Origin of the sequence: Streptomyces sp. NBC_01454 (assembly GCF_036227565.1) — a bacterium.
Lineage (GTDB): Bacteria > Actinomycetota > Actinomycetes > Streptomycetales > Streptomycetaceae > Streptomyces.
Genome location: NZ_CP109460.1, coordinates 3833295 through 3858609, shown reverse-complemented (window position 1 = coordinate 3858609; position 25315 = coordinate 3833295). Strand labels below are relative to the sequence as shown.

The window sequence follows — 25315 nt, the reverse complement described above, 5'->3', positions numbered from 1 at the left end:
GGTGTAAGGCGTCCGCCTCGCACCGTACAGGGAGCCCGTATGTCCGCCGTGGCCTCCGACGCCACCACGCTCCAGCCGACGGGCCGGTACGCCGCCCGCTGGCTGATCCTCGCCGTCATCTGCCTCGCGCAGCTGACGGTGGTCCTCGACAACACCGTCCTCAACGTCGCCATCCCCTCCCTGACCCGGGAACTGGGCGCGACCACTGCCGACGTCCAGTGGATGATCAACGCCTATTCGCTGGTCCAGTCCGGTCTGCTGCTCACTGCCGGCAACGCCGCCGACCGCTACGGCCGCAAGAAGATGCTCGCCACGGGCCTGGTGCTGTTCGGCCTCGCCTCGTTCGGCGCGGCCCTCGCCCAGTCGCCCGGCCAGCTCATCGCCGCCCGCGCCGGCATGGGGGTGGGCGGCGCACTGCTGGTGACCACCACCCTCGCCGTCGTCATGCAGATCTTCGACGACGCGGAGCGGCCCAAGGCCATCGGCATCTGGAGCTCGGTCAACTCCCTCGGGTTCGTCGCCGGGCCGCTGATCGGCGGCTCGCTGCTGGACCACTTCTGGTGGGGCTCGCTGTTCCTGGTCAATCTGCCGGTCGCCGTCATGGCGGTGGTGGCCGTCGTCGCCCTGGTCCCGGAGTCCAGGAGCCGCGGCGGTGAGCGGCCGGATCTGCCGGGCGCCCTGCTGTCCATGATCGGCATGGGCGGGGTGGTCTTCGCGATCATCTCCGGGCCGCAGGCCGGCTGGCTGTCCGGCCGGGTCCTGATCTCCGCCGCCGTCGGCGCTGCCGGTCTCGCGGCCTTCGCCCTGTGGGAGCTGCGGGTCCCGTATCCCATGCTGGACATGCACTTCTTCCGCAACCGCCGGTTCATCGGCGCGGTCTCCGGCGGCATCCTCGTCGCCTTCGGGATGGGCGGCTCGCTGTTCCTGCTCACCCAGCACCTCCAACTGGTCCTCGGCTACGGCCCGTTGGACGCGGGGCTGCGCATGGCGCCGCTCGCCGTCACCGTCATCCTGATCAACTTCACCGGTCTCGGCGTCCGGCTGATGCCCAGGATCGGCACCCCCGGAATGATCATTGCGGGGATGTCGCTGCTCGCGGCCGGCCTCGCCGCCATAGCGCTGCTCGGCGGGCACAGCTACGGCGGCCTGCTGACCGGTCTGCTCGTGATGGGCGTCGGCGTGGCGCTCGCCATGCCGGCGATGGCCAACGCCATCATGTCCGCGATCCCGCCGGCCAAGGCCGGGGTGGGCGCCGGCGTCAACGGCACGCTGATGGAGTTCGGCCTGGGCCTGGGCGTCGCCGTCCTCGGCGCGGTCCTCAACTCCCGCTTCGTGGCGCTGCTTCCGCTGGTCGCGGCGGGTGCCGGCTCGCTGCCCGCGGCGCTCGACCGGGCCCGTACAGGTGCCGAACGGATCGCCGTGCAGGACGCCTTCGCCGCCGGCATCGGCGTCAGCCAGCTGGCGGGGGCGGCCGCGGTCTTCCTCGGCGGACTGCTCGCCGCGGTGCTGCTGAGCCGGGCCGAGCGCACCGGCCCCGGGCCGGTGGTGCCGGCCGCACCCTCCGGCCCGGAACCGGCCGCCGCCGCGGCGGAATAGCATCGTCCGTGCACATGATCGTGAACGGCGCGTACGGGTGGCGGGCACCGCACCCGTACGGGCCGTTCCCCGGACGACGCTCAGGAACAGGGAGGGCGCCATGGCAGCGACGGACGGCCGCGCCGACAAGCGGCCGAACAGTGTCTGGCTGACCGAACGCCCCCCGCCCAAACGGAAGGCGGAGCAGCCGGCCGGACTCGGCCTCGACAAGATCGTCGCGGCGACGGTCCGGCTGCTGGACGCCGACGGCCTGGCGAAGTTCTCCATGCGCCGTCTCGCCGCCGGGCTCGGCGTCACCGCGATGTCCGTCTACTGGTACGTCGACACCAAGGACGACCTGCTGGAACTCGCCCTGGACAGCGTCATGGGCGAGATGCGGCTGCCGGACGAGAGCGACGCCGGCCAGGACTGGCCCGACCATCTGCGCGCACTGGCCGGCGCATACCGCGCCCTGCTGACCGGCCACCCCTGGGTGGCCCGCCTGATGGGCACGTACATCAACATCGGCCCGCACTCCACCGCCTTCTCCAACGCCAGCATGCGGGTGATGAGGGAGAGCGGGCTGTCGCTGGAGCAGATCACCGGCGGGCTGTCCGCCGTCTTCCAGTTCGTCTACGGCTTCGCCACCATCGAGGGCCTGTTCAACGCCCGCTGCGCGGAGGCGGGGATGCCCGTCGACGAGTATTTCCGGCAGGTGATGAGCGCGGTCGAGGGCCGTCCGGAGTTCGCCGAGACGCTGGAGAACTCCACCAAGGTCATGGCGGCCCGCGGCGGCGCCACCATGGCGGAGATGCGCGACCGCGACTTCGCCTTCGCCCTCGACCTGCAGATCGCGGGCATCGAGGCGATGCGCGACCGGCCGTCGGACTGACGGCCGGAGCCGGGGAGACCAGGGGCCCGGGGGAGGCCCGGGGCCTCACCCCATCGGCAGGCTCTCGCCCTGCACCGCCTGGATGTCCAGCTCGACCTTGAGCGTCGTGCCGATCGCCGCGATGCCGGCCGCCACCACCTGGTTGTAGTTCATCTTGAACTCCTCGCGGCGCAGCTCCGCGGTCGCACGGAACGCGGCGCGCACCCCGCCCCACGGGTCGGGGCCGGTGCCCAGATAGCTCAGTTCGAGGTCCACGGGGCGCACGACGCCGTGCAGCGACAGCTCACCGTGCACCGTCCAGCGGTCGGTGCCGGCCGGCGCCAGACCCGAGCTGCGGTAGGTGAGTTCGGGGTACGCCTCGACGTTCAGGAAGTCCTCGGAGCGCAGGTGGCCGTCGCGCATCCCGTTGCCGGTGTCGATGGAGGCGGCCTTGATGACCGCCTCGACCCGCGACTTCTCCAGGTCCTCGGCGATCTCGATCCGGCCGCTGAACTCGGTGAACCGGCCGTGCACGCTGGAGATCCCCAGGTGCTGGGCGACCGCGGCCACCGACGAGTGCATCGGGTCGATGGTCCAGGCGCCGGGCGGCGGCAGCTCGGCCCCGCCCTGCCGTGCCAGGACGACACTGCCCACGTCCATCCGGCCGCCGGCCGTCACGATCGCCGTGGAGGCGGCCGGCGCGTAGCCGACGGCCGTCACGATGACCGTGTACGGGCCGGGGGGCAGCGGCTCGGCGCTGCGGACGGCGCCTTCCTCGTCCGCCGCCGCGCGCAGCACCTGCGCGCCCGTCATGTCGGTGACGGTCAGTACGGCGTGCTGGACCGCCCAGCCGTCCCGTGTGCGGATCTGGGCCCGCAGTCCCGCGCCCGTCGAAGTCATTGCCTCTCCCGATTCTTGCCTGGTGGGGTGCCCCCTGCCCGGAGCGGCGCCGCGGGCCGGGGGAGTGTCGGGCTCCGGACGGCGGCGTGCAGGCCGTCCCCTGCCTGTGTGCCACGCCGCCGCCGGAGCCCTGGGGTCCGGTCCGGGGCGCGCCTCCGCTCCACGCGCGCCCCGGTCCGGGGTCTTGCTCCCGGGGGATGTCCCGGGACCCGGGGGTCAGTCCCCGGGGTGGGCGAGTGCCACGTCGTATCCGTCGACCCCGCGTGCGTCGACCGCGAGGCCGGTGGCGACCGGCGGGTAGCCGCTCGCGATGACCGTGTAGTCGCCGGCGTCCAGGTCGGTGAAGGCGTAGGCGCCGTCCGTCCCGGTCGTCGAGGTGGCCACGACGTTGCCGGCCGCGTCCACCAGCGTCACCCGGGCGTCCGGCAGTGGCCGTCGGTCGCCGCCCGCGCGGACGATGCCCTGCACCCGCGCGCCGGACAGCAGCTCGACCTCGATCCGGGTCGTGCCCTGGCCGCCGACCTCGACCGGCAGCGCGGCCGGGCGGTGGTTCGGGGCGTTCACGGCGACGGTGAAGGTGCCCGGTGCCAGCTCGTCGAAGGCGAAGTGGCCCTCGGCGCCGGTCACTCCGGTGGCCAGCACCTCGCCGCGGACATCGGTGACGACGACCATCGCGCCCTCGACCGGCTCCCCGGTGGCCGCGCTGCGGACCTGGCCGCCGAGGCCGCTGGTGCCGCTCAGCAGGATGTCGTAGCCGTGCGGCTGGTCGCCGACGACGACCGTGGAGGCCTGCGGCTGGTGGCCGTCGGCCGCCGCGATCAGCACGTACGAGCCGGCGCCGGGGGCGCTGAGCACGTACGAGCCGTTGGCCTGGGCGACCGCGCGGCCCAACTGACGCCCGCCGAGCGAGATCAGCGTCACCGCGGACCGCGGTACGGGGTTGCCGTCCGCGTTACGGACGAAGCCGTGGATCGCGGAGCCGGTGGGGGTGGCGTCACCGCCGCCGGCGGAGGCGTACGCGGCCGTCGGCCGGGTGGCCGTCGCGGCGGCCGGCTGGGCCCAGGAGGGGACGTGTGCGTCGTCGTCCGGGGCCACCGAGGGGGCGCCCACCAGGGCGAGTTCCCGCTCCTCGGACGGCGCCGGGACGGCGGCCTGAGCGGGGATGCCGGTGAGGGACGGGGTGGCGGGCGCGGTGGCCGTGGCCTCCTCGCCCTCCGGGCTCTGGTGCAGTCCGCCACGCGTCTTCAACGCGACCTCCTTGATGAACAGGGTGAAGAGGAAGGCGAGCAGCGCACAGGGCGCCGCGTACAGGAACACATCGCCGACACCATGACCGTAGGCGCTCTCCATGACGGTGCGCAGCGGTGCCGGGAGAGAGTCCAGATCGGGGATGCCGCCGCCGCTGTTGCCGGCGCCGTGCGCGGCGGCCCGGGCGGCCTTGGGACCGAGGTCGGCCAGGCCGTCCTTGACGTAGTGGGTGACGCGGGTGGCGAGCACCGCACCGAGGGCCGAGACGCCCACCGCACCGCCGAGGGAGCGGAAGAAGGTCACGACGGACGAGGCGGAGCCGAGGTCCTCGGGGGCGACCTGGTTCTGCGTGGCCAGCACGAGGTTCTGCATCATCATGCCGATGCCGAGGCCCATCAGCGCCATGAAGATCGCGATGTGCCAGTACTCGGTGTCGTAGCGGATGGTGCCCAGCAGGCCGAGGCCGGCGGTCAGCAGCACGCCACCGGAGACCAGCCAGGCCTTCCAGCGGCCGGTCTTGGTGATGATCTGGCCCGACACGGTCGACGAGATGAACAGGCCGGCGATCATCGGGATCGTCATGACACCGGACATCGTCGGCGACTTGCCGCGCGCCAGCTGGAAGTACTGGCTGAAGAAGACGGTGCCGGTGAACATCGCGACGCCGACGAAGAGGGAGGCCAGCGAGGCCAGGGTGATCGTCTTGTTGCGGAACAGCCGCAACGGGATGATCGGCTCCTTGGCCCTGGTCTCCACGAAGACGAAGACCGCGCCGAGCACGACCGCGCCGCCGACCATCGCGGCGGTCTGCCACGACATCCAGTCGTACTTGTCGCCGGCCAGCGTCACCCACACCAGCAGCAGCGAGACCGCCGCGCTGATGAAGAAGGCGCCCGCCCAGTCGACCTTGACGCCCTCGCGCCGGACGACGGGAAGCTTCAGGGTCTTCTGCAGCACGACCAGCGCGATGATCGCGAACGGCACACCGACGTAGAAGCACCAGCGCCAGCCGAGCCAGCTGGTGTCGGTGATGACGCCGCCGAGCAGCGGGCCGCCGACGGTGGCGACGGCGAAGGTGGCACCGAGGTAGCCGCTGTAACGGCCGCGCTCCCGCGGGGAGATCATCGCGGCCATCACGATCTGGGCCAGGGCGGACAGCCCGCCCACGCCTATGCCCTGCACCACCCGGCAGGCGATCAGCATGCCGGTGTTCTGCGACAGACCGGCGATGACCGAGCCCGTGACATAGATGATCAGCGCGAACTGGACGAGCAGCTTCTTGCTGAACAGGTCGGAGAGCTTGCCCCACAGCGGGGTGGTCGCGGTCATCGCCAGCAGCGAGGCGGTGACGACCCAGGTGTAGGAGCTCTGCCCGCCGTCGAGGTCGTGAATGATCTCGGGCAGCGCGTTGGAGACGATCGTCGACGACAGAATGGCGACGAACATGCCGAGCAGCAGCCCGGACAGTGCCTCCATGATCTGACGGTGGGTCATCGGGGCCCCGTCGGAGGCGTGGTGTCCGCCTCCATGTCTGGCGTGGCCGCCCCGCACACCGGCTGGTGTGGTCGTAGCCATGTGGTTCCTTTTCATTCCGCGGGTGTACGGGTGGTGGAGTCGTGGTGCGCCCGGGGGCGACAGTCGCCGAAGCTCGTACGGAGCCTGGCGAGCAGTTCGTTGAGGTGTCCGACGTCGGCGTCGGTCCAGTCGTTCAGATAGCGGGCGAGCGTGGCCGTGCAGCGCGCGGAGAGTTCCTCCAGGAGCTCCCGGCCGCTCGGCGTCAGCCGCAGCAGCCGGGACCGCTTGTCCGCCGGATCGGGCTCCCGCTCGATCCAGCCGCGCTCGGCGACATGGGCCACATGCCGGCTGGTCACCGACATGTCGATGGCGAGCAGCTCGGCGAGCTGACTCATCCGCATCTCGCCGTGCCGGTCGAGCAGGGTGAGCACGCCGGCCGAGGCGGGCGGGCAGTCCTGGGGCAGGATCCGCCCCATCTCGCGCTTGACGGCGCCGATGGCGCTGAGTTGCCTGGCCAGCTCCTCGAACTGACGGTGAGCGGCCACCGGCTCCTCCACGATCCTCGCGCGCACTTTGTTGCTTGAGGCAACCATAGGCAAGTTGGTTGCTGAAGGCAAACGATTGGTCCGGAATGAAAGTAAAGGAAAAGGAAAGTCTGTGGCGGTCGGCGGTCAACGGGTGCGATGCGCCCCGCAAAGGCGCAGGTCGGAGGCGTCATCGGGGAGCCCGGCCGATACCGGTCGGTAGCGGGACACCCTCAGACGACCCGCCCGTGACCCCGCCCACACCCTGTGCGCGCTCCGTCCCCGCTCCGTAGGCGCCCGCGGTGCGCACCCAGGGGTGCCCGCTCGTTCCCGGTTCGCTAGGGTCCTTGCCCATGGCGACCAACCCGCAGAACCAGGCCGGCGGCAACTACGACCCGGCGGGCAATACGCAGATGTTCCGGGCCTTCGTGGACGAGGGCGGCACCCCGCAGACCGGCAGCCGCCGCGCGCCGGCCCCGCAGCAGTCGTCCGGTCCGCGCGTGGGCGTCATCGTCGGCGTGATCGTCGCGGTCCTGGTCATCGCGGGCGCGGCCTGGCTGGCGCTGGCGTAACGAGTCCCACGCAGCCGTTCTTCACGCGGACGGTTTCACGCAGCTGTCTTCCCACGGACGGTCTCACGCAGTCGTCTTCACGCGTACGGGCCCGGCATCGCACTGCCGGGCCCTCGGCCTGTCCGCCCCCGGCTACGTCACGCGCCCCCTGCTCTCCGCGATCCGCAGTGCGTCCCGCAGCGCTTCACACAGCCTGTGGACACAGAAGTGGAGTGCGTCGGCGGTCGCCTCCGCCGGCCCGTTCAGCAGCTCGGCCGTGTGCCGGAGCAGCTCCTCGCCGGTGCCGAGCTGAGCCGCTTCCATGTCGTCGGCGAGCTCTGACAGATACCCGCCGCCCTCGTCGCTGGAGAGGTAGCAACGCTGCCCGTCCGGCCCGCTCCAGGGCAGCAGCCGCATCCCGCCGCTCATGAGACGACCGCCATCGCGCGCAGGAACGCCCCCTCGCGCTGCGCCTCTTGGCGCTCGTGAGCGAGGAGGTAGGGCCGTACGAGGAGGGTGGTCTCTGCGTCGATCGGGGATTCGGGGCCGCGGTGGAGGGGTCGGCGGGGCGGTCGCTGTGGCCGGTGCGTGACCGTGGGGGCGGGGTGGACCCGACGCCTCCCCAACCGGGCGAGCAGGCGGCGCATAAGGTTCTGCATGTCGACGCTCCTTGAGCAGCGCTGGCCGTGCCCCGGGGGTGTTGGCGCACCCGCCGGGGTCTTTGTCGCGCCACCATAAAGGCTCCTGTTAGCCCCTGTCTATAGCTATACCCCTCTATGCCTGTCTAATTACCCGTGCGTACAGTCCCGTTCGTGATGGAGTTCGACCCGACGGTGCCCAAGTGGACGCAGATTGCCGACGTGATCCGAGCGCGGATCGCGGACGGCACATACCCACCACGCCATCTCATCTCCGAGGTGCGGATGGAGCAGGAGTTCGGCGTCGCGCGCGTGACCATCCGCAAGGTCACCGCCGCCCTCCGGGACGAAGGGCTCATCGTCACCACACCCGGCATGGGCTCATTCGTGACGCAGCGGCGACCGGGTGCCTGACGCGACCCTCGCACCCCTCGCGGCTTCCAGCGCCACGACGGGGCCGCCGCCGTCCTGAGCGGCGACACCGAGGCATGTCTCGTCCTGGCCCTCACACAGCGGCTTTCCGATGTTCGCGGCTACCTCGGCGGCGTCTTTGTGGGTCAGGGCGACCGCCACCGCCGTCAGGGAAATCATGAAGCCGGCGATGACGACGAAGAGCGCGGGAACCCAGCTCTGCCGGCCGGACGTGGGCTGGATCCCGCCACGGCGTACGGCGCGGGACATCAGCAGGTGGACGAGCACCGCCGCTACGGCTGCGAGCAGGCCGCCGTAGGCAGATGCGAAGTGTGTCCACGGCACTGCCATGTAGCGACAGGCAGCCGACTGGTGGTGGATGTGGGCGCTGGACAGCGCCAGGGTGGTGACGAAACAGGCGACAGCAGCCGCCGAAAGCAAGAGCACCGGAAAAACCGTTGCCCACCAGCGCCGGGACGGATGCGGCCGTGCCTCGTGCTGAGTGACTCCGTCGGCCATGCCTCTCCGTACCAATCCGGGTGCGGGCGGACGATGCGGATCTTCTGCTGCCCTTCGGCCTTTTCCGTTGCCGGCAGTCGGCCTTGCAGGCTCACGTTCTGGTACGAGTCCTGGTGCTGGGTGTACTTGAGGCCTTGTACATGGCCAGTGCAGCCGTGCTCGGACACCGTACGAGACGCCGAACGGGACTGTGCAGGAGGGACGCCGGCCAGGTCCCTGTTTCCCGGGCCCGAGCCCCGCCTCCCGAAAGCGGTCAGCCGGGCATGACGGTGGGATACGAAGACCTCCGTGCGGTGAGACGTGGACACCTTCACCACACCGGAGGTCCTCGCCATGATCAAGCCCGCCGACTGTGCACCATGCTCGTGATCAATACGGCTGGAGTACTAGGACCTCGACGCCTCAAGGCGCTCGACTGCACGGTGGGCCTCGGAAAGTACGCCGGCGAGGTCTCCGTACAGCAACCGTCCGTTGCGCTTGACCGCGCGCCCGGCCACCAGGACCGTATCGACGTTCCCGGGGTGTGCGGCGGTCACCACCGCACCGATCGGATCGTGCGTCACGGGCGCGAGGTTGAGCGCATCGGCGCGCAGCAGGACGAGATCGGCGCGCTTGCCGACGGCCAGTGATCCCACCTCGTCGCCCAGGCCGAGCGCCGTGGCCCCCTCGGCGGTGGCCATGCGCAGCACGTCGGCCGCCGTGACCGAGGGCTCTCCCGGAGCGTCGTCACCGTCGAAGTGACTGCTCATCAAGGCGGCGCGCATCTGCGAGAACATATCGCCCGGCGCCGAGGTGACCGCGTCCGCGCCCAGCCCGGTGGTGACGCCCGCCCGGCGCAGCCGTCCCGCCATCGGTGCGCCGAACCGCATCGAGGCCTCGAGCGCCGGCGTGATCGCCACGGCGCCACCGGATTCGGCGATCAGCCGCAGCTCGGAGTCCGGCAGAGAATTCCCGTGGACGTACAGGGTGCCGGCGGTGAGCAGCCCCAGCTCCTGGAGGGCGGCGATCGGCCGTTGTGCCACCGGCCCGGCGCTCACATGGACCGCGACGGGCAGCTCCAGCTCGCGGGCGAGCAGCCAGTCCTCCCGCACCGTCTCCGGTGGCGTGAAGGAGGGGCCGATCGGGGCCAGGGCCATCGTGACCAGGGCCTCGCGCGAGGGGAAGTGCACCGTGCGGGCCTTGCGTACCCAGTCGGCCTGCCGGGCGGCCTCGTCGAAGACGGGGTAGCCGTAGCCGAAGACGGCCCGGATTCCCGCTTCGCGCAGGGCCTCGACGGCGGCCGCGGTGTGCTCCGGCGTGTACTGGACGTGGGAGAAGTCCTGGACGGTGGTGATCCCCGAGTCCAGGCACTCCAGCGCGCCGAGGAGGTTGCCGGTGTGCACGTCGGCGGGCGTGAAGCGGCCGGCGAGGTCGTCGAGGATCCGGCTGAAATAGCCGTCGAGGCTCGCGTCGACCGCGGCCGAGCGCAGCACCGCCTGCCACACATGCCGGTGGGTGTCGACGAAGCCGGGCAGCACGATCAGTCCGCGGGCGTCGAGCACCTCGACGCCGGGCTCGGTCCCGTCGAGCGGCAGCCCGGGGCCCACGGCGGCGATCCGGCCCTCCTCGACGAGGACATCGGTGTGCGGGTGGACGGTGGGGTGGGGGTCGGTGTCGATGACCAGACCGCCGCGCAGCAGCAGGCGCGGGGGGCGACGGCTTTCGCTTCCCATGGCAGATCACACCTCTACACGCTCGGAAGAAAGCTTTGTAGAAAGCTATCATGATGCTGAACTATCCTGCCGGACGTGACCGCCGCGCCCGGACCAGGATCCGACCCCGTCGACGCGCTGATGGGCGCCTGGCGGGCCGAGCTGCCCGACGTGCTGCGCCCGACGACGGAGCTGTCGAAACGCATAACGCAGCTGGCCGGCGCGCTCGACCAGGCCACCCGCCGGATACTGCCCGAACTCGGCCTCACGGTCGCGGAGTTCGACATCCTGGCCGCGCTGCGCCGAACGGGTGAGCCGTACGCGAGGAAGCCGAACGAACTCGCCCGCGCCCTGCTGCTGTCCTCCGGCGGCATCAGCAACGTGGTCAACCACCTCGCCGCCCGCGGTCTGGTGCTCCGGGAGCCCTCCTCGGAGGACGGCCGCAGCACCATGATCCGGCTGACCCCGGACGGGGTGCACACCGCCGAGCACGCCGTCCGCACCCATGCCGACGCCCACGAGGCCGTCTTCGCCGAGGCATCCCCCACGGCCGTGCACGCGGCCGCCCGGGCGCTGCGCGAGGTCGGCATACGGCGTGGCCCGGACCCACGGCCGCTCCGCACGGGACGGAACCGCAGCCGCTCGTGAGCGGCCGGAACGCCGCCGTCCGAGGAACGCCCCACTGGGGCGGCGGCCCCGTCCGGGCCGCCACCGCAGGCATACGGGACGCTGTCGGCCGCCCTATGCCGCGTCCGCCGCCGCCTGGAGCGCGGCGATGTCGATCTTCTTCATGCCGAGCATGGCCTTCATGGCGCGGGCCGCCCGCTCCTGGTCCGGATCGTTGAGCATCTCCGCCATCCCGCCCGGCGCCACCTGCCAGGACAGGCCGTACTTGTCCTTCAGCCAGCCGCAGGGGCCCTCCTCGCCGCCCTCGGAGAGCTTGGCCCAGTAGTAGTCGATCTCGTCCTGGTCGGCGCAGTTGATCATCAGGGAGATCGCCTCGCTGAACGTGAAGTCCGGGCCGCCGTTGATCGCCGTGTACTCCTGGCCGTCGAGCTCGAACACCACCGTCAGCACGGTGCCCGCCGGGCGCGGGCCCGCCTCGTTGTAATGGGTGACCTCCTTGATCTGCGAGTTCGGGAACACCGAGCAGTAGAACTCGGCGGCCTCCTTGCCCTTGGTGTCGAACCAGAGGTTGGGGGTGATCTTGGGCATGGTCTTCTCCCTGGGACGGATGCGCTGCCGGTGGCCGCGGCTGTGCCTCTTCAGACCGTCGCACCCCTCGGAACTCATCGCTATCCAGGAAGGAACATCCAAGGCTTTCGGGGGAGGGGAGCTTGCGCGAGTGAGCGGGGGCGGCCCCCGCTTCGCGCTACTTCCAGCTGAAGGCCACGTCCCTGGTGTCGAGGTGCATGCCCGCCGGCACCCGCCAGCCGTCCACACACACCCGCCAGCTGCCGGACTTCTTCCGGCCCGGGGCGAGCGGCAGCGGCAGTTTGTGGGTAGAGGTGACCGTGGCCCAGTCGATGCCGAGGGCGCCGATGATGTGCGTGCCGAACGTGACGGTCCCGGCGGTGACGGGCCGGTCGCCGGTGTTGAGGAAGTCGAGGGTGACCTTCTCGCACCAGCGGACATCGGTATCGGCGAGGCGGGGCCTGCCGATCAGGAGGCCGGCGGGGGCGCCCGGACCGGGCGGCATGGTGGGGGAGGGCGGCTCGGGGGAGGGTGAACCGTGCGCCGGCGGACGGGAACCGTGCGGCGGCGTGGGCGAGTTGGGGGTGGCCGACGGTGTGGAGGGAGCGCTTCCACCGCCCTGGCCGGCAGGTTTCCCGGGGGAGGGCGTGGTGCGGGCGCCGGGACCGCCGGGGGTGGCGGCGTCACCGGCCGCCTCGCCGGGGCCGGAGCCGGGGCGGGAAGAGGTGCTCGCGCCGGGGCGTCCGGAGTGCGTACCGGCGTCGCTGCCGTGACCGCTGTCTCCGCTGTCGTGTCCGCTGTCGTGTCCGCCGTCGTCGCCGTCCAGCGGCGTCAGTGCGACACCGTCCCGGGGCGGTACGGGCGTGGCCGGCGGATGGCCGTCGGCGGGGTCTGCCGCGCCCACCGCGGCATAGCCCTGCCCGGCCGCGCTTCCGCAGCCGGTGAGCAGAACACCCAGACACAGCACGGCCGCAGAGGCACGGGCAGCAGTCGTCCGTCGCATCGGGCCAGTGTTGCTGACGGAGTGTCAGGTGTACAGAGGGCGGACGCACGGCTCTCGAACGGGCGGGCGCCGTGGGCGCCACGTCCCGCGGCCTCCGGTCCTCTGTAACTGTCCGCCGAGCGGCACGGAGCGCCGTACGGCCCCTCGGCGGACCGTTCCTCAGTCGGAGATCAGGCCCTCGCGCAGCTGCGCCAGGGTGCGGGTCAGCAGCCGGGAGACATGCATCTGGGAGATGCCGACCTCCTCGCCGATCTGGGACTGCGTCATGTTGGCGAAGAAGCGCAGCATGATGATCTGGCGCTCGCGGGCCGGGAGTTTGGCCAGCAGGGGCTTGAGGGACTCGCGGTACTCCACGCCCTCCAGCGCGCTGTCCTCGTAGCCGAGGCGGTCCGCGAGGGAGCCCTCGCCGCCGTCGTCCTCGGGGGAGGGGGAGTCGAGCGAGGAGGCGGTGTAGGCATTGCCGACGGCCAGGCCGTCGACCACGTCCTCCTCCGACACTCCCAGGCACAGGGCGAGTTCGGGGACGGTCGGGGAGCGGTCCAGCTTCTGGGAGAGCTCGTCGCTGGCCTTGGTGAGGGCCAGGCGCAGCTCCTGGAGCCGGCGCGGGACCCGCACGGACCACGAGGTGTCACGGAAGAACCGCTTGATCTCACCGACCACCGTCGGCATCGCGAACGTCGGGAATTCCACGCCGCGTTCGCAGTCGAAACGGTCGATCGCCTTGATCAGGCCGATCGTGCCGACCTGGACGATGTCCTCCATCGGCTCATTGCGGCTGCGGAAGCGGGCGGCCGCGTAACGCACGAGCGGGAGGTTCAGCTCGATGAGCGTGTCGCGGACGTAGGTGCGCTCCGCGCAGTCCTTGTCGAGCGAGGCGAGCCGCAGGAACAGGGAGCGGGAGAGCGTGCGGGTGTTGATGGCGTCGTCGTCATGCACGTGCGGTGCGGGCGCGGGAATCACGGAAAGCACCTTTGAGCTGCCCAGTTCTACGGACATGCCACCCCCTTGAGGTCGCGGACGGGTCGCTGCGGCGTCCCCGGGCCGGGGTGGACCGGGGAGGGATACCTCCACCTGAATACCGGAGGCAGCGCTACGGCAAACGCGGTTCCTGCAGAATGTCACATGTCGGCAACACGCTGTAGCGCCATGTCGACATATCTGCGCAGGCTGTGCGGGACGGGTCGCCCGTCCCGGTTAGGCGTCGATCCTGTTTGCGGATCGCAGCCGGGCGAAGCTCCGCGACAGTAGCCGTGAGACATGCATCTGCGACACCCCCAGCTCCGCACTGATCTGGGACTGCGTCAGATTGCTGTAGTAACGCAGCAGGAGGATCCGCTGCTCGCGCTCGGGAAGCTGGACGAGGAGGTGCCGTACGAGGTCGCGGTGCTCGACCCCGGCCAGCTCCGGGTCCTCGTAGCCGAGGCGGTCGAGCAGTCCGGGCAGGCCGTCGCCTTCCTGGGCGGCCTCCAGCGAGGTGGCGTGATACGAGCGGCCGGCCTCCAGGCAGGCCAGCACCTCGTCCTCGCCGATCTTGAGGCGCTCGGCGATCTCGGCGGTGGTGGGGGAGCGGCCGTGCAGCACCGTCAGGTCCTCGGTCGCGCCGTTGACCTGCACCCACAGTTCGTGGAGGCGGCGCGGCACATGGACCGTGCGGACATTGTCTCGAAAGTAGCGTTTGATCTCGCCGACGACGGTGGGCATCGCGAAGGTGGGGAACTGGACGCCCCGGTCCGGATCGAAGCGGTCGATCGCGTTGATCAGGCCGATGGTGCCGACCTGGATGACGTCTTCCATGGGTTCGTTGCGGCTGCGGAAGCGGGCCGCGGCATAGCGGACCAGCGGAAGATTGGCCTCGATCAGCGCGGCGCGGACCCGGGTGTGCTCCGGGGTGCCGGGGTCGAGGTCCGTCAGCTCGGCGAACAGCACCTGTGTGAGTGCCCGCGTGTCCGCGCTTCGGCTCTCGCGGGATGGAGCCTTGGGCGCAGTACGGGCCGTCACGGTCACGCCACCCTTCACAGTGCATGTATCCGGCAAAAGCGGTCATAGCATCACAAGACATGTGCACTGTGTGCAAGCACCCCATAACGCCGTGTTGAACTGAGAGTTGGGGTGGGTGCGGGGCATCCGGGGGGCCGGTGGGCGGCGGTGGGCGCCCGGGGGTACGGCGAAGCCCCCCGCCCGTGAGGGGCGAGGGGCTCGGCGGTGCCGGAAGCGGGGGTGCCGCGGCTCAGAATTCGTAGTCGGCGATCACCCAGGTGGCGAATTCACGCCACTGTGCGGCGGCTGCCTGATGGGCCGGATGCTCCAGGTAGCGCTGGAGGGCGTCCTTGTCGGCCACGGCCGAATTGATCGCGAAGTCGTGGGCGATCGGGCGGTCGGTGATGTTCCAGGCGTACTCCCAGAACGTCAGCTCCGGAATCTCGCCCTCCAGCGCCGCGAACGCACGGACGCCGGCCTGCACGCGTTCCTCGTCGCGGGAGACACCGTCATTGAGCTTGAACAGGACCAGGTGGCGGATCACAGGGGCCTCCGAGGGCGGGCGGGGTGCGGCCGGACCGGTACGGCCGGGCCGGGTGCCGGCCGATCGCGGGGCGGGTCGCCGGGCGGCTTCGGCGCCGCCGGCCGGACGCGGCCTAGCTGACCAGCTGGGTCATGAACTGGCCCACACCCTGAGCGGCGGACGAGATGCCCTCGAAGCCTATCTGGACCAGGTCGGCGGCCCGCTTGGGGGAGGTGATGATCGTGTACAGCACGAAGACGATCAGCAGGTACAGCACGATCTTCTTGGCCTGCGCCATCAGCCCGACTCCCCTACGCAGTCCCCTACGGCAGTGTCTGCAGTTCCCTTCTGCAGTCGGGCGAGTGTAACCACACGTGTTCGATCCAGGGAGCCGGGCCCGCGGGGCGGGCACCGGACCGGTCGCACGATCCGGCATCTGCCACTGATCCGGATTTTATGGACCAAAGGCCCACCAAAGGGGGCCCTTCGCCTGCCTGTTGAGGCGGTTCCCGGCGGCACCATGGGCAGCGTGGTCCGCTGGATCTGGCAGGAATCCAGGGGGCCCGGGACCGGACCTCACTGCGGGGTCCACGCCGACCGTCCCCGGACGGCGGCGCGGACTTGGGGGTTCGTCCGCATCGGGGGGAGCGGCCGTCTGTCGACGCCGCTCCCCCCGCTCGACCCAAGCCCCGCCTCGGCGCCGCCCCCGGAGATCACCGGGGGCCTGGACACGGCCCCGAGGCGGGGCTTTGTCGTGCGCCGTCGGCGGCCGGCGGCCGCGTGCCGTACCGGGCGCCCGTGGCCGGTGTGACGCACCGATCCCCCACGAGCGCAACCAAGAGGAAGCGCCGCCGCGTCCTGCACTCCGTACGACTCGGATGTCCCGGGTGCTCCGCCTCACGTGTCCGGACGGGCCCGCGATGCATCATGTACGCGACACAACGGAGCGCGGCAGCGCGCCGCGCCGCGGCGTGGGGCCGCGTGGGACCAGAAAGGAACACGGGCTCCAACGATGAAGATCGACTGGGACCGGCGTACCTGCGCACGCCGCGGGCACATCACCTACCTCCCGCACGAGGAGCACCTCCGGGAGAGGCTGCACGCCGCCACCGCCCTCGGCGAGGCCTGGCGCTGTCTGCGCTGCGGCGACTTCGTCCTCGGCGACCCGCACGGCTCCGGCCCGGCCGCCGACGCCCCGCTGGTTCCGCGCGGCAAGGTGCTGCGCGATCTGTTCATCCTGCGCTTCCTGGCGGTCGAGCGGGCGGTGCGCGGGGTGTTCATCGTGCTGGCCGCGGTCGGCGTATGGCAGTTCAGCAACCGCAAGGACGCGGTCCGCCAGTTCTTCGACGAGTACATCGCCGTGCTCCGCCCGGTGGCCCGCCACTTCCACTACGACCTGGACCACTCGCCGGTCGTCGGCACCATCCAGAAGACCTTCGGCTACCGGCACTCCACTTTGGTGCTGGTGGCCGTGCTGCTGCTGGTCTACGCCCTCGTGGAGATCGTCGAGGGCGTCGGTCTGTGGCGTGCCAAGCGGTGGGCGGAGTATCTGACGGTGGTCGCCACGGCGGCCTTCCTGCCACTGGAGATCTATGAGCTGACCGAGAAGGTCAGCTGGCTCAAGATCGCCACGCTGGTGATCAACATCCTCGCGGTGCTCTACATTGCGGTCACCAAGCGGCTGTTCGGGCTGCGCGGCGGCCACGCGGCCTTCGAGGCGGAGCGGCACAGCGCCTCCCTGCTGGAGGTCGAGACCTCGGCCGGAGTGCCCGCCGCCGCCCATAATGGCTGAACGATCGACCCCAGGGGGAACCACACCATGTCCATGAACTCCGCACCGTCCCGGCCCGATTCGTCCCGCGCGCACGCCCGGCCCGCCCACCCGCGCACGCTGCTGCGGCGGCCGGCCGTCGTGCTGGCGCTGCTGGCCGGCCTGCTGGCGGCGGCCGTCGCCCCGGCAACGGCGGCCGGCCGCGGCGCGCCCGACACCGCACGGGTGGTGACCACCGCGAGCGCCCCGAGCCACGGCCACGGCGCCTCGGTACGGCCCGCGGCCGCCCCCGCGCGGTCCGCCACCGCCCACCGGCACTCCGCGCAGCTCACCTCGGCCTTCAAGGTCAAGAAGTCGAAGTGGAAGTCGAAGGCCAAGAAGAAGGGCGGCTTCTTCAAGAAGCTCGGCATCTTCCTGGTCGTGCTCTTCGTCCTCTTCCTCGTCGTCGTGATCCTGGTGATCTGGCTGATCGTGCGCTTCTTCCGCCGCGCGGGCCGCAACCGCCGCAACGCCTAGGGCGGGTCCGCCCCGGCCGCCGCGGCAACCGCCCGGCGGCCCGGGGCGGCCGGCTCCCGGGCATGACAAAGGCCCCGATCCTGAGGATCGGGGCCTTCGCCTTGAGCGGTAGCGGTGGGATTTGAACCCACGGAGGAGTTGCCCCCTCACGCGCTTTCGAGGCGCGCTCCTTCGGCCGCTCGGACACGCTACCGAGAGAGAGCTTAGCCCACGGGTGGCCGTGCGCCGAAATCGGATTCCGGGACGCGGCCGAGGGGGAACCGGGGCGCGCTCAGCGCTCGCGGAAGAAGGCCGTGAGCAGGCCGGCGCACTCGGCTTCGAGGACACCGGTGATGACCTCGGGGCGGTGGTTGAGACGGCGGTCACGGACGACGTCCCAGAGGGAACCGGCCGCGCCCGCCTTGGCATCGCGGGCGCCGTAGACGACCCGGTCGACCCGGGAGAGCACGATCGCGCCCGCGCACATCGTGCACGGTTCGAGGGTGACGACGAGCGTGCAGCCGGTCAGCCGCCACTGCCCGGCGCTGCGGGCCGCCGCGCGCAGCGCAAGGACCTCGGCGTGCGCGGTCGGGTCGCCGGTGGCCTCGCGTGCGTTGTGGCCGGTGCCGAGGACCGTGCCGTCCGCGGACAGCACCACGGCGCCCACCGGGACGTCACCGGTCCCGGGGGCGCGGGCGGCCTCGCCCAGCGCCTGCCGCATCGGTGCGATCCACGGATCGCGCAGCGGGTCGGGCGCGGGGGAGGGGGGAGAGGCGGAAGGGGGGACGGTCATGCCCCCAGTGTCGGGGACGTGACCGGGGGGCCGGACCCGCCCCTGGGGGGCGGGGGCCCGGCCGGGGCCGCTCAGCGCACGGCTTCGAGGACTTCCGTGCAGCCCAGCGAGTCGGCGATGGTGCTCAGCGCATCGCCGTCCAGGGCCAGCAGTTCCTGCTCGCTGACCCCCAGGTCGGCCAGCAGGGCGGCGTCACCGAGCGGACCGCGGGGCGGGCCGTCCGAGCCGTTCACCACGTCCAGGGTGTCGTCGGCTGCGTTGTCGTCGGGGTCGGGGTCGGGGTCGGGGTCGGGGCCGGGGTCGGGTTCGCCGTCCTCCGTGCCGTCCAGGTCGAGGCTGTCCAGGTCGTCGGCCGCGTCGTCCTCCTCGCGGCCGAGCAGCTCGTCGGTCAGCATCGCGCCGTACGAGCTTTTGGCGGCGGCGGCGGCGTTGGAGAGGAAGACCCGCGGGTCGTCCTCCCCGTCCACCCGGATGACGCCGAACCAGGCGTCCTCCTGCTCGATGAAGGCCACCACCGTGTCGTCGTCGACCGCCGCCTCTCGGGCCAGATCGGCCAGATCGGTCAGCGTCTCCACATCGTCGAGCTCCGTATCGCTCGCTTCCCACCCGTCTTCGGTGCGCGCGAGCAGTGCGGCGAAGTACACCGTGACTCTCCCACTGGTCATAGGCGTGCCGGGCCGGGCGGGGCGGCGCTGCACGCCGTTGGTCCCGCCCCTTTCGGAATCGTGGCAGAAACAACGCCGCCGCGCGGGGTCTTCGGTGCTGCGTCGTGCGGAGGTTGTGAGAGATGTCGCTCACGTGCCGCAGCGCAGACGGGTGCGCGGGGGTGTTCCGCTACCAGCGGAATGTACGCATCCGCACGGCCTGACGCATGCGTTCGGCCCGTGCGCGGCGCGGCTGGACGCGGTCGCGCAGCTCCTTGGCCTCGTGCAGTTCCCGCAGAAATTGGGCACGGCGCCGTCGGCGCGCCGCTTCCGTCCCGTCGTCCGGGGCCAGGTCCTGACCGCCGGGGACGGTGTCGTTCGAGTCGTCGGTCCGATTGCGGTCGAGCACACGCACACCACCTCGGGCGGAATCCTCGCCCTCTGACAGGACAGCCGATCGGGCGTACGTGCCCACTTTCCCTCCTTTCGGTGGTTTGATGCCCGCAATGTGCCGCGGTTGCGCCGGTCGGCCGGGCACCGCACGGCGGGCGCCGGGGCCTTCCGGCTCGGTTACTGTCGATGTCATGCGGATCCACGTCGTCGACCACCCGCTGGTGGCGCACAAACTCACCACGCTGCGCGACAAGCGCACCGACTCCCCGACTTTCCGGCGGCTCGCCGATGAGCTGGTCACCCTGCTCGCCTACGAGGCCACCCGTGATGTGCGCACCGAGCGGGTCGACATCGAGACCCCGGTGACGGCGACCACCGGTGTGCGGATGTCGCACCCGCGCCCCCTGGTCGTACCGATCCTGCGGGCCGGTCTGGGCATGCTGGAGGGCATGGTCCGGCTGCTGCCCACCGCCGAGGTCGGCTTCATGGGCATGGTCCGCAACGAGGAGACGTACGAGGCGCACACCTACGCCACGCGGATGCCCGATGATCTCTCGGGCCGTCAGGTGTACGTCGTCGACCCGATGCTCGCCACCGGCGGCACGCTGGTCGCGGCGATCCGTGAGCTGATCAAGCGCGGTGCGGACGATGTCACCGCGATCTGCCTGCTGGCCGCGCCGGAGGGCGTGGCGGTCATGGAGAAGGAGCTGGCCGGTACGCCGGTGACGGTGGTCACCGCGGCGGTCGACGAGCGGCTCAACGAGGCCCGTTACATCGTGCCGGGCCTGGGCGACGCGGGCGACCGCATGTACGGCACGGCCGGCTGAGCCCACCGCGCCCTGCTCACCCGATTAACTGTCCGGGCCCCGCACCACGCGTGGTGCGGGGCCCGTCCGTGTGCGGTCAGCACTTGGCGTCGTCCGAGGGGGCCGGGGACGGATGGGTCAGCAGGGCCAGGGACTTCGCGGCGTCCTGCTGGGCGGTGAGGTTCTTGAAGGTGTCACCGATGATCAGGTCGAGGTCGGCGCCCTTGCGGGTGTCGGTCTTCTGCTGCGCGCCGGCGAGCTGGGTGGAGAGCACCTTCATCGGGCCCTGGAGCGCGGCCGCGGGGCCGAGCAGTATCCCGGTGCCCTTGACCTTCTTGTCGTAGGCGGCGGGGGCGTTGCCCACCTTGCCGATCTTGAAGCCGCGCTTCTCGAGCTCGTCCGCGGTGCGCTTGGCGAGCCCGGAGCGCGGGGTGGCGTTGAAGACATTGACGGTCAGGGTGCCGGGCGCGGGCAGTTTGCGGGCGGCGTTGTGGGCCTGTGCCGTCCCGGCCTTGGCGCTCTCGGCGCAGTGCCGCTCACCCGGGGCGGCGTGGGCGGTGTTGGACCGGCCGCCGAACACGTCGATGAGCTGCAGGGAACCCCAGGCGGCCAGGCCGAGGGCGCAGGCCGTGGCGGCGAGGGTGAGGACGATCCGTCGGCGGTGGCGGGGGCGGCGCATCCGCGGATACCTGTCGCCCGTGATGCGGTACTTCCCGCCCATGCCCGGGGGCGTCAGCATGCTCATGGGCGCAGCGTAGTGCGGGTGGCCGTCCGTGCCTACTAGATGATCAACGCGTGGCGCGAGACCCAACCCAAAAGGGTCAATACGGACAGGGTGACTTGGGTGCCGCCGGGCGGTAAGGGGGGATTTCCGGCCTGTTGGGCGGCGGGGTGCGGCGGGTCAGCCGAGCTCGAGCACGCGGGCGTGCAGCACCTGGCGCTGCTGCAGGGCCGCGCGCACCGCGCGGTGCAGCCCGTCCTCCAGATAGAGGTCGCCCTCCCACTTCACGACATGCGCGAAGAGGTCGCCGTAGAACGTCGAGTCCTCGGCGAGCAGCGTCTCGAGATCGAGCTGCTGCTTGGTCGTCACCAACTGGTCGAGGCGTACCGGGCGCGGGGCGACGTCCGCCCACTGGCGGGTGCTCTCCCGGCCGTGGTCCGGGTACGGCCGGCCGTTTCCGATGCGCTTGAAGATCACACGGAAAGCCTACCGGGCGAGCGGCACCGGGCGCAGCCATGCCGCAGCAGTGCAAAAGGATCATTGGTGGCAAATTTGGATCATTGGGGAGCGGCGACCCGGAGGATATGGCCGGAAGCGACCCGAACGGCCTACCGCGCCGCCCGGTGGGCGGCTCCCCGGCCCGCGCCGCGCACCCCTGGGTCACCACTGACGGGCGGCCGCCCGGCTCGGCTGCCAGTACGTGACGGTGGCGGTGCGCGGGTCGACCCGGACCGGGGCGCCGTCCAGGCCGACCTGGACGGGGGCGGTGCGGGCGGCCAGCGCGACGCCGAACTGGGAGATCCGGTGGTGCCCCGGGCCGCCCCCTCCGCCGTTGCGGGTGACGACCATGGCGTAGGCGGTGGCGTCGGGCTTCAGGGCGACCGGGAAGAACGGACGGCTGCCGGCGATCACCGGGAGGGCGGGCCGCCGGCCGTCGCCGAACCGCAGCAGGGGGTAGCGCTGGGCGGCGAAGTCGCAGGTCCGGTCGGAGATGTTGGTGACGGTCAGCAGCATCCGGTGGTTCCGTCGCGGCATCGCGCCGGCGTGGAACTTGAGCATCTCGGGGGTGCAGGCCGGCGGTCGGCCGGGGGCGGGGGGCGGAATCCGGCCGTCTCCCGTGGAGGGGTGTTCGGGGGCCGGTGAGACGGCGGTGACGGGGCCGTCGGCCCGGTCGTCGTAGCCGTGGCAGGCCGTGGCCAGTGCCAGCGCGGCGGCGACGAGGAGACCCGCGGTGACGGCCCGGCTGGTGGTGGCGGTGAACGGCATAGGGAGCTCCCCCGGGACGGTGGCGTGAACACGACCTTCGACGTGGGTGCTGGCGATCCGCTAACGCGCGGCTAACGCAGGCCGGTGCCGGGTGGCCGCGGGCTGTCGTGGTCCTGGTGCGGGGGGTGGTGGCCGGATCGATGGAGTATGCATCAATCACTCAATGTACGGCCTGAGTTGAGGGAGAGGCAGGGTGTCCCGCGGTACTGGTGCCCTCCGGGGTGGGAGTGGCCGGCGGGGGTGTGGAGGGCGGCCCGGGGGTACCGGTGCTGCCGTCGCCCGGCTGTGCGGTCGCCCCGGCCGTGGCGGTGCCCGGACGGTGCGGCCGTGCGGTGCCGGGGGGTGCGCCGGAGGGGCCGGTGCTGTGGTGGGGGGTGGCCGGCGGCCTGGTCGGGGAGGGCTCCGGAGCCGACGGCCGGTCGGAGCCGGTGGAGGGCGCGGGGCTCACGGGGCTCGGCGGCCGGGCGGGCAGCGGCCGGTCCGGCGGGCCGTCGGGGGCGGTCACCAGGAGGCCCACCGCGATGGCGGCGGCCGCGGCCGCGGCGGCCAGCGGCAGGCCGAACCGGCGCAGCCAGGGCCGCCGCAGGACGGACAGCCGGCCGCGGCGCAGGTGCGGCCCGGGCGGTGCGGCGGGCCGCAGGTCCCGGATGCCGATGCTCTCGGCACGGGCCGCCAGGGCCTGTCGCAGCCGTTCCTCCACGGGGCCGTGCGGGGCGGTGCCGTCGGGGACGGGGCCCGTGCCGGGGCCGTTCATGACCGCGCCTCCAAGATCTTCTCCAGCGAGTCCAGAGCGCGGCTGGCGAGGGACTTCACCGAGCCGCGGCTGATGCCCAGCGTCGCCGCGATCTGCGCCTCCGTCAGCTCGCCCCAGTAGCGCAGGACGAGGACCTCCCGGCGGCGGGCGGTCAGTCCGCTCAGCGCGGCGAACACCTCCCGGTGCTCCTCGTCCAGCACGATGCGCTCCTCGGCGGACGGGGCGTCGGCCTCGTACGGCGGGGTGTAGTTGCGCGCGGTGCGCCGGCGCCGAAGTACGGAGCGGGCGGCGTTGACGACCGCGGTGCGCAGATAGGCGAGGGCGTTGTCGACCTCGCCGAGCTGTTCGCCGTGGCGCTTGTAGAGCGCGGCGAACGCGTCCTGGACGACGTCCTCCGCGGTGGCCCGGTCGTCCACGAGCAGCACGGCCAGCCGGACCATGGTCAGCCGGTGGGCGTGGTACAGCTCGCTGATCGTCGGCGGCGGGTCGGGCGGCACGGTGGTGGTGCCGCCCGACAACCGGACGCCGCCGCCGGGCAGTTCGCCGTCCGCCGCGCACCCGGGCGGGCGTCCGGCGTGCGGGGTGTCGCGGTGGGCGGCCGCCGGGCGGACGGTGCGCAGCAGCCACCGCCACAGGGCAGGCCGGGGCCCCGGCACGGCGAACCGTACCGGGGCGAGGTGCGGACCGGCGGAGAACTCCATCACTTCCTCGGGACGCGGCGGCCGGGCACGGGGTTCAGCCGCGCCGGCGATGGAGCGCGTAGACGGTGCCGCCGCCCGCGGCGATCAGGGCGGCGGCGGTGCCGCCGAGCGCCATGGTGGTGGTGGACGAGGCCCCGGTGCGGGCGAGTTCGCGGTCCTTGCCGCCGCCCTGGGCGGGGGCGGAAGCGGCGGGGGTGGGCGGGGCGGTCGGGGTGCCGGGGTGGGCCTCGGTGCTGGTCGGCCGCGGGCCCGGGGAGGTGGGGGAGGCGCTGGGCCGCGGGGGTGCGGTGGCGCCGGGGGTGGCGCTGGTGGCCGGGGAAGGCGTCGCGCTGTTCCCGCCCGGCGGCGGGGTGGGCGACGCGGACGCCTGGCCGGCGTACGAGGGCCGCGGCTGCGGCGCGTCGGCGTGCGCGGGGGCGGCCGCCGACAGCGTGGCCAGCGCGAGCGCCGCGAGCAGTCCGGCGCCGGCCGCGCCGCGGGGCAGGGGGCGGACGGCGGACGGCCGGGAACCGGCGGCGGTGCGGGGGGTACGGAGGGACTTCACGGTCGGCTGCTCCACGTTCGTCGACGGGGTGGCGCCCGGGGAGGCGCCCTCACCCGTGACGACGTGCGGCCGGGGCCGGGGTTGCCGAGGGCGGCGGAAAAACTTCCCGGCTGTCGTACGGCCCCGCCCGGGACGGACCCCCTTGTACGGCCCCGCCCCGGGCGGGGCCGTACAAGGGGGGTCGTCCAGTGAGGTGGGTGCTCAGATCGTGGACGCGTCGATCACGAAGCGGTAGCGGACATCGCTGGCCAGCACCCGCTCGTAGGCCTCGTTGATCCGGTCCGCGCTGATCACCTCGATGTCGGCGGTCAGCCCGTGCTCACCGCAGAAGTCGAGCATCTCCTGGGTCTCGGGGATGCCGCCGATCATCGAGCCGGCGATCGACTTGCGCTGCGGGATCAGGGCGAACGGCGCGACCGGCAGCGGGCTCTCCGGGGCGCCGAGCTGCACCAGGGTGCCGTCGGTGCGCAGCAGTCCGAGGTAGGCGTTCAGGTCGAGGTTGGCCGAGACGGTGTTGACGATGAGATCGAAGGTGCCGGCCAGCTGCTCGAACGTGGCCGGGTCGGACGTCGCGTAGTAGTGGTCGGCGCCCAGCCGCAGCCCGTCGTCCTTCTTGCGCAGCGACTGGCTCAGCACGGTGACCTCCGCGCCCATCGCATGCGCGATCTTCACGCCCATGTGGCCGAGACCGCCCAGACCGACGACGGCGACCTTGCGGCCGGGGCCGGCCTTCCAGTGGGCGAGCGGCGAGTAGAGGGTGATCCCGGCGCACAGCAGCGGGGCGGCGGCGTCCAGCGGAATGCTCTCGGGTATGCGCAGTGCGTAGTTCTCGTCGATCACGAGGTGGGTGGAGTAGCCGCCGTAGGTGGGCTCGCCGTCCCGGCCGGTCGCGTTGTACGTGCCGACATTGCCGAGCTCGCCGGTGCAGTACTGCTGCAGTCCGGCGCGGCAGTTCTCGCACTCGCGGCAGGAGTCGACGAAGCAGCCGACGCCGACCCGGTCGCCCTGCCGGTAGCGGGTGACCTCGGCGCCGACCTCGGCGACCACACCGGCGATCTCATGGCCGGGGACGATCGGGAAGTTCCCGCCGTCGCCCCACTCGGCGCGCACGGTGTGGATGTCGGAGTGGCAGATTCCGGCGTACTTGATGTCGATGAGGATGTCGTGGGCACCCAGCTCGCGGCGCGGAATCGTGATCCGCTCCAGCGGGGCCTTCGGGGCGGGGGCGGCATACGCCGAGACAGCAGCGACAGAGGTGTGGGTCATGCCACCGAGAATGCGTCGCTC

Annotated in this window: 31 protein-coding genes and 1 tRNA gene; 8 read left to right on the top strand and 24 right to left on the bottom strand. The window is 72.0% G+C overall.

Going from position 1 to position 25315, the window contains the following annotated elements:
- The first annotated feature begins 39 nt into the window (after positions 1-39).
- Complete coding sequence (locus tag OIU81_RS16960; protein ID WP_329148732.1) at positions 40-1596, top strand: MFS transporter; 1557 nt, start codon at positions 40-42, stop codon at positions 1594-1596.
- Between the two features lie 100 nt (positions 1597-1696).
- The gene (locus OIU81_RS16955; RefSeq protein WP_329148730.1) at positions 1697-2467 is read left to right on the top strand and encodes a TetR/AcrR family transcriptional regulator; all 771 of its coding nucleotides are present in this window, start codon (positions 1697-1699) and stop codon (positions 2465-2467) included.
- 45 nt (positions 2468-2512) lie between these two features.
- Here the strand turns inward: OIU81_RS16955 and OIU81_RS16950 are convergent, their stop codons facing one another.
- The 3 genes from OIU81_RS16950 to OIU81_RS16940 all read right to left on the bottom strand — a co-directional run bounded on the left by OIU81_RS16950 (position 2513) and on the right by OIU81_RS16940 (position 6654).
- Positions 2513-3346 carry a YceI family protein gene (locus OIU81_RS16950; protein WP_329148729.1) on the bottom strand — a complete coding sequence of 278 codons (834 nt, stop codon included), beginning with the start codon at positions 3344-3346 and terminating at the stop codon, positions 2513-2515.
- 216 nt (positions 3347-3562) lie between these two features.
- The gene (locus OIU81_RS16945) at positions 3563-6169 is read right to left on the bottom strand and encodes an MFS transporter (RefSeq protein WP_329148727.1); all 2607 of its coding nucleotides are present in this window, start codon (positions 6167-6169) and stop codon (positions 3563-3565) included.
- A gap of 11 nt (positions 6170-6180) precedes the next feature.
- On the bottom strand, positions 6181-6654 hold the full coding sequence (locus tag OIU81_RS16940; protein ID WP_329148725.1) for a MarR family winged helix-turn-helix transcriptional regulator: 474 nt from the start codon (positions 6652-6654) through the stop codon (positions 6181-6183).
- Between the two features lie 332 nt (positions 6655-6986).
- On the opposite strand from OIU81_RS16940, the gene OIU81_RS16935 reads away from it, so the two are divergent.
- On the top strand, positions 6987-7205 hold the full coding sequence (locus OIU81_RS16935; protein WP_329148723.1) for a hypothetical protein: 219 nt from the start codon (positions 6987-6989) through the stop codon (positions 7203-7205).
- Positions 7206-7337: 132 nt separating this feature from the next.
- Here OIU81_RS16935 and OIU81_RS16930 read toward each other — a convergent pair whose 3' ends face one another.
- Complete coding sequence (locus OIU81_RS16930) at positions 7338-7613, bottom strand: hypothetical protein (protein ID WP_329148721.1); 276 nt, start codon at positions 7611-7613, stop codon at positions 7338-7340.
- The gene (locus tag OIU81_RS16925) at positions 7610-7843 is read right to left on the bottom strand and encodes a hypothetical protein (protein ID WP_329148719.1); all 234 of its coding nucleotides are present in this window, start codon (positions 7841-7843) and stop codon (positions 7610-7612) included. Before OIU81_RS16925 ends, OIU81_RS16930 begins: the two co-directional genes overlap by 4 nt.
- Positions 7844-7999: 156 nt before the next feature.
- On the opposite strand from OIU81_RS16925, the gene OIU81_RS16920 reads away from it, so the two are divergent.
- Positions 8000-8236, top strand: coding sequence for a GntR family transcriptional regulator (locus tag OIU81_RS16920; protein WP_443074148.1), 237 nt, complete (start codon positions 8000-8002; stop codon positions 8234-8236).
- On the opposite strand, the gene OIU81_RS16915 is transcribed toward OIU81_RS16920, so the two are convergent.
- Both OIU81_RS16915 and OIU81_RS16910 read right to left on the bottom strand, forming a co-directional pair.
- On the bottom strand, positions 8204-8680 hold the full coding sequence (locus OIU81_RS16915; protein WP_329148715.1) for a hypothetical protein: 477 nt from the start codon (positions 8678-8680) through the stop codon (positions 8204-8206). The two genes, OIU81_RS16920 and OIU81_RS16915, sit on opposite strands and share 33 nt — an antisense overlap.
- 458 nt (positions 8681-9138) lie before the next feature.
- Entirely contained in the window at positions 9139-10464 is a 1326-nt protein-coding gene (locus tag OIU81_RS16910; protein ID WP_329148713.1) for an amidohydrolase family protein, read from the bottom strand.
- Between the two features lie 75 nt (positions 10465-10539).
- On the opposite strand from OIU81_RS16910, the gene OIU81_RS16905 reads away from it, so the two are divergent.
- The gene (locus tag OIU81_RS16905; RefSeq protein ID WP_329148711.1) at positions 10540-11091 is read left to right on the top strand and encodes a MarR family winged helix-turn-helix transcriptional regulator; all 552 of its coding nucleotides are present in this window, start codon (positions 10540-10542) and stop codon (positions 11089-11091) included.
- 93 nt (positions 11092-11184) lie between these two features.
- Here OIU81_RS16905 and OIU81_RS16900 read toward each other — a convergent pair whose 3' ends face one another.
- The 6 genes from OIU81_RS16900 to OIU81_RS16875 all read right to left on the bottom strand — a co-directional run bounded on the left by OIU81_RS16900 (position 11185) and on the right by OIU81_RS16875 (position 15438).
- The gene (locus OIU81_RS16900) at positions 11185-11658 is read right to left on the bottom strand and encodes a VOC family protein (protein ID WP_329148709.1); all 474 of its coding nucleotides are present in this window, start codon (positions 11656-11658) and stop codon (positions 11185-11187) included.
- Positions 11659-11815: 157 nt separating this feature from the next.
- Complete coding sequence (locus tag OIU81_RS16895; RefSeq protein ID WP_329148707.1) at positions 11816-12640, bottom strand: hypothetical protein; 825 nt, start codon at positions 12638-12640, stop codon at positions 11816-11818.
- A gap of 159 nt (positions 12641-12799) precedes the next feature.
- The gene (locus tag OIU81_RS16890) at positions 12800-13636 is read right to left on the bottom strand and encodes an RNA polymerase sigma factor SigF (protein ID WP_329148704.1); all 837 of its coding nucleotides are present in this window, start codon (positions 13634-13636) and stop codon (positions 12800-12802) included.
- A gap of 198 nt (positions 13637-13834) precedes the next feature.
- Complete coding sequence (locus OIU81_RS16885) at positions 13835-14644, bottom strand: RNA polymerase sigma factor SigF (RefSeq protein WP_168480565.1); 810 nt, start codon at positions 14642-14644, stop codon at positions 13835-13837.
- A gap of 223 nt (positions 14645-14867) precedes the next feature.
- A complete protein-coding gene (locus OIU81_RS16880) occupies positions 14868-15161 on the bottom strand; it encodes a Dabb family protein (RefSeq protein WP_329148702.1) in 294 nt (97 codons plus the stop codon).
- A gap of 112 nt (positions 15162-15273) precedes the next feature.
- Complete coding sequence (locus OIU81_RS16875) at positions 15274-15438, bottom strand: hypothetical protein (RefSeq protein WP_329148700.1); 165 nt, start codon at positions 15436-15438, stop codon at positions 15274-15276.
- 714 nt (positions 15439-16152) lie between these two features.
- Here OIU81_RS16875 and OIU81_RS16870 point away from each other — a divergent pair.
- Positions 16153-16932: a DUF2127 domain-containing protein gene (locus OIU81_RS16870; RefSeq protein WP_329148698.1), complete on the top strand. Its 780-nt coding sequence runs from the start codon at positions 16153-16155 to the stop codon at positions 16930-16932.
- A 27-nt stretch (positions 16933-16959) separates the two neighbouring features.
- Positions 16960-17427, top strand: coding sequence for a hypothetical protein (locus tag OIU81_RS16865; RefSeq protein WP_329148696.1), 468 nt, complete (start codon positions 16960-16962; stop codon positions 17425-17427).
- Positions 17428-17533: 106 nt separating this feature from the next.
- Here the strand turns inward: OIU81_RS16865 and OIU81_RS16860 are convergent.
- The 4 genes from OIU81_RS16860 to OIU81_RS16845 all read right to left on the bottom strand — a co-directional run bounded on the left by OIU81_RS16860 (position 17534) and on the right by OIU81_RS16845 (position 19252).
- Positions 17534-17620, bottom strand: a tRNA-Ser gene (locus tag OIU81_RS16860).
- A gap of 78 nt (positions 17621-17698) precedes the next feature.
- Positions 17699-18127, bottom strand: coding sequence for a tRNA adenosine(34) deaminase TadA (gene tadA / locus OIU81_RS16855; protein WP_443074147.1), 429 nt, complete (start codon positions 18125-18127; stop codon positions 17699-17701).
- Between the two features lie 143 nt (positions 18128-18270).
- On the bottom strand, positions 18271-18843 hold the full coding sequence (locus OIU81_RS16850; RefSeq protein WP_329155187.1) for a tRNA adenosine deaminase-associated protein: 573 nt from the start codon (positions 18841-18843) through the stop codon (positions 18271-18273).
- 190 nt (positions 18844-19033) lie between these two features.
- A complete protein-coding gene (locus OIU81_RS16845) occupies positions 19034-19252 on the bottom strand; it encodes a hypothetical protein (protein ID WP_329155618.1) in 219 nt (72 codons plus the stop codon).
- A 175-nt stretch (positions 19253-19427) separates the two neighbouring features.
- Between OIU81_RS16845 and upp the strand changes: the two genes are divergently transcribed.
- Complete coding sequence (gene upp / locus OIU81_RS16840) at positions 19428-20063, top strand: uracil phosphoribosyltransferase (RefSeq protein WP_329148692.1); 636 nt, start codon at positions 19428-19430, stop codon at positions 20061-20063.
- 76 nt (positions 20064-20139) lie between these two features.
- Here the strand turns inward: upp and OIU81_RS16835 are convergent, their stop codons facing one another.
- The 7 genes from OIU81_RS16835 to OIU81_RS16805 all read right to left on the bottom strand — a co-directional run bounded on the left by OIU81_RS16835 (position 20140) and on the right by OIU81_RS16805 (position 25294).
- Positions 20140-20787 (bottom strand): LytR C-terminal domain-containing protein, encoded by a 648-nt coding sequence (locus OIU81_RS16835; protein WP_329148690.1) that lies wholly within the window; start codon positions 20785-20787, stop codon positions 20140-20142.
- A gap of 156 nt (positions 20788-20943) precedes the next feature.
- Entirely contained in the window at positions 20944-21240 is a 297-nt protein-coding gene (locus OIU81_RS16830) for a type II toxin-antitoxin system VapB family antitoxin (RefSeq protein WP_030084955.1), read from the bottom strand.
- A gap of 183 nt (positions 21241-21423) precedes the next feature.
- Entirely contained in the window at positions 21424-22029 is a 606-nt protein-coding gene (locus OIU81_RS16825) for a DUF4232 domain-containing protein (RefSeq protein ID WP_329148689.1), read from the bottom strand.
- A gap of 160 nt (positions 22030-22189) precedes the next feature.
- On the bottom strand, positions 22190-22783 hold the full coding sequence (locus OIU81_RS16820) for a hypothetical protein (RefSeq protein ID WP_329148687.1): 594 nt from the start codon (positions 22781-22783) through the stop codon (positions 22190-22192).
- On the bottom strand, positions 22780-23484 hold the full coding sequence (locus OIU81_RS16815) for an RNA polymerase sigma factor (RefSeq protein ID WP_329148686.1): 705 nt from the start codon (positions 23482-23484) through the stop codon (positions 22780-22782). Before OIU81_RS16815 ends, OIU81_RS16820 begins: the two co-directional genes overlap by 4 nt.
- A gap of 34 nt (positions 23485-23518) precedes the next feature.
- A complete protein-coding gene (locus OIU81_RS16810) occupies positions 23519-24028 on the bottom strand; it encodes a hypothetical protein (protein WP_329148684.1) in 510 nt (169 codons plus the stop codon).
- Positions 24029-24229: 201 nt separating this feature from the next.
- Positions 24230-25294, bottom strand: coding sequence for an NAD(P)-dependent alcohol dehydrogenase (locus OIU81_RS16805; protein WP_329148682.1), 1065 nt, complete (start codon positions 25292-25294; stop codon positions 24230-24232).
- Positions 25295-25315: the final 21 nt, after the last annotated feature.

Excerpts from the sequence above, each read along its gene's own strand:
- OIU81_RS16820 (WP_329148687.1), bottom strand. The coding sequence starts at position 22,783 with ATGAACGGCCCCGGCACGGGCCCCGTCCCCGACGGCACCGCCCCGCAC.
- OIU81_RS16890 (WP_329148704.1), bottom strand. The coding sequence starts at position 13,636 with ATGTCCGTAGAACTGGGCAGCTCAAAGGTGCTTTCCGTGATTCCCGCG.
- OIU81_RS16960 (WP_329148732.1), top strand. The coding sequence starts at position 40 with ATGTCCGCCGTGGCCTCCGACGCCACCACGCTCCAGCCGACGGGCCGG.
- OIU81_RS16825 (WP_329148689.1), bottom strand. The coding sequence starts at position 22,029 with ATGCCGTTCACCGCCACCACCAGCCGGGCCGTCACCGCGGGTCTCCTC.
- OIU81_RS16805 (WP_329148682.1), bottom strand. The coding sequence starts at position 25,294 with ATGACCCACACCTCTGTCGCTGCTGTCTCGGCGTATGCCGCCCCCGCC.
- OIU81_RS16815 (WP_329148686.1), bottom strand. The coding sequence starts at position 23,484 with ATGGAGTTCTCCGCCGGTCCGCACCTCGCCCCGGTACGGTTCGCCGTG.
- OIU81_RS16930 (WP_329148721.1), bottom strand. The coding sequence starts at position 7,613 with ATGAGCGGCGGGATGCGGCTGCTGCCCTGGAGCGGGCCGGACGGGCAG.
- OIU81_RS16955 (WP_329148730.1), top strand. The coding sequence starts at position 1,697 with ATGGCAGCGACGGACGGCCGCGCCGACAAGCGGCCGAACAGTGTCTGG.
- OIU81_RS16865 (WP_329148696.1), top strand. The coding sequence starts at position 16,960 with ATGTCCATGAACTCCGCACCGTCCCGGCCCGATTCGTCCCGCGCGCAC.
- OIU81_RS16835 (WP_329148690.1), bottom strand. The coding sequence starts at position 20,787 with ATGAGCATGCTGACGCCCCCGGGCATGGGCGGGAAGTACCGCATCACG.
- OIU81_RS16895 (WP_329148707.1), bottom strand. The coding sequence starts at position 12,640 with ATGCGACGGACGACTGCTGCCCGTGCCTCTGCGGCCGTGCTGTGTCTG.
- OIU81_RS16910 (WP_329148713.1), bottom strand. The coding sequence starts at position 10,464 with ATGGGAAGCGAAAGCCGTCGCCCCCCGCGCCTGCTGCTGCGCGGCGGT.
- tadA (WP_443074147.1), bottom strand. The coding sequence starts at position 18,127 with ATGCGGCAGGCGCTGGGCGAGGCCGCCCGCGCCCCCGGGACCGGTGAC.
- OIU81_RS16945 (WP_329148727.1), bottom strand. The coding sequence starts at position 6,169 with ATGGCTACGACCACACCAGCCGGTGTGCGGGGCGGCCACGCCAGACAT.
- OIU81_RS16900 (WP_329148709.1), bottom strand. The coding sequence starts at position 11,658 with ATGCCCAAGATCACCCCCAACCTCTGGTTCGACACCAAGGGCAAGGAG.
- OIU81_RS16935 (WP_329148723.1), top strand. The coding sequence starts at position 6,987 with ATGGCGACCAACCCGCAGAACCAGGCCGGCGGCAACTACGACCCGGCG.
- OIU81_RS16950 (WP_329148729.1), bottom strand. The coding sequence starts at position 3,346 with ATGACTTCGACGGGCGCGGGACTGCGGGCCCAGATCCGCACACGGGAC.
- OIU81_RS16920 (WP_443074148.1), top strand. The coding sequence starts at position 8,000 with ATGGAGTTCGACCCGACGGTGCCCAAGTGGACGCAGATTGCCGACGTG.
- OIU81_RS16925 (WP_329148719.1), bottom strand. The coding sequence starts at position 7,843 with ATGCAGAACCTTATGCGCCGCCTGCTCGCCCGGTTGGGGAGGCGTCGG.
- OIU81_RS16875 (WP_329148700.1), bottom strand. The coding sequence starts at position 15,438 with ATGGCGCAGGCCAAGAAGATCGTGCTGTACCTGCTGATCGTCTTCGTG.
- upp (WP_329148692.1), top strand. The coding sequence starts at position 19,428 with ATGCGGATCCACGTCGTCGACCACCCGCTGGTGGCGCACAAACTCACC.
- OIU81_RS16870 (WP_329148698.1), top strand. The coding sequence starts at position 16,153 with ATGAAGATCGACTGGGACCGGCGTACCTGCGCACGCCGCGGGCACATC.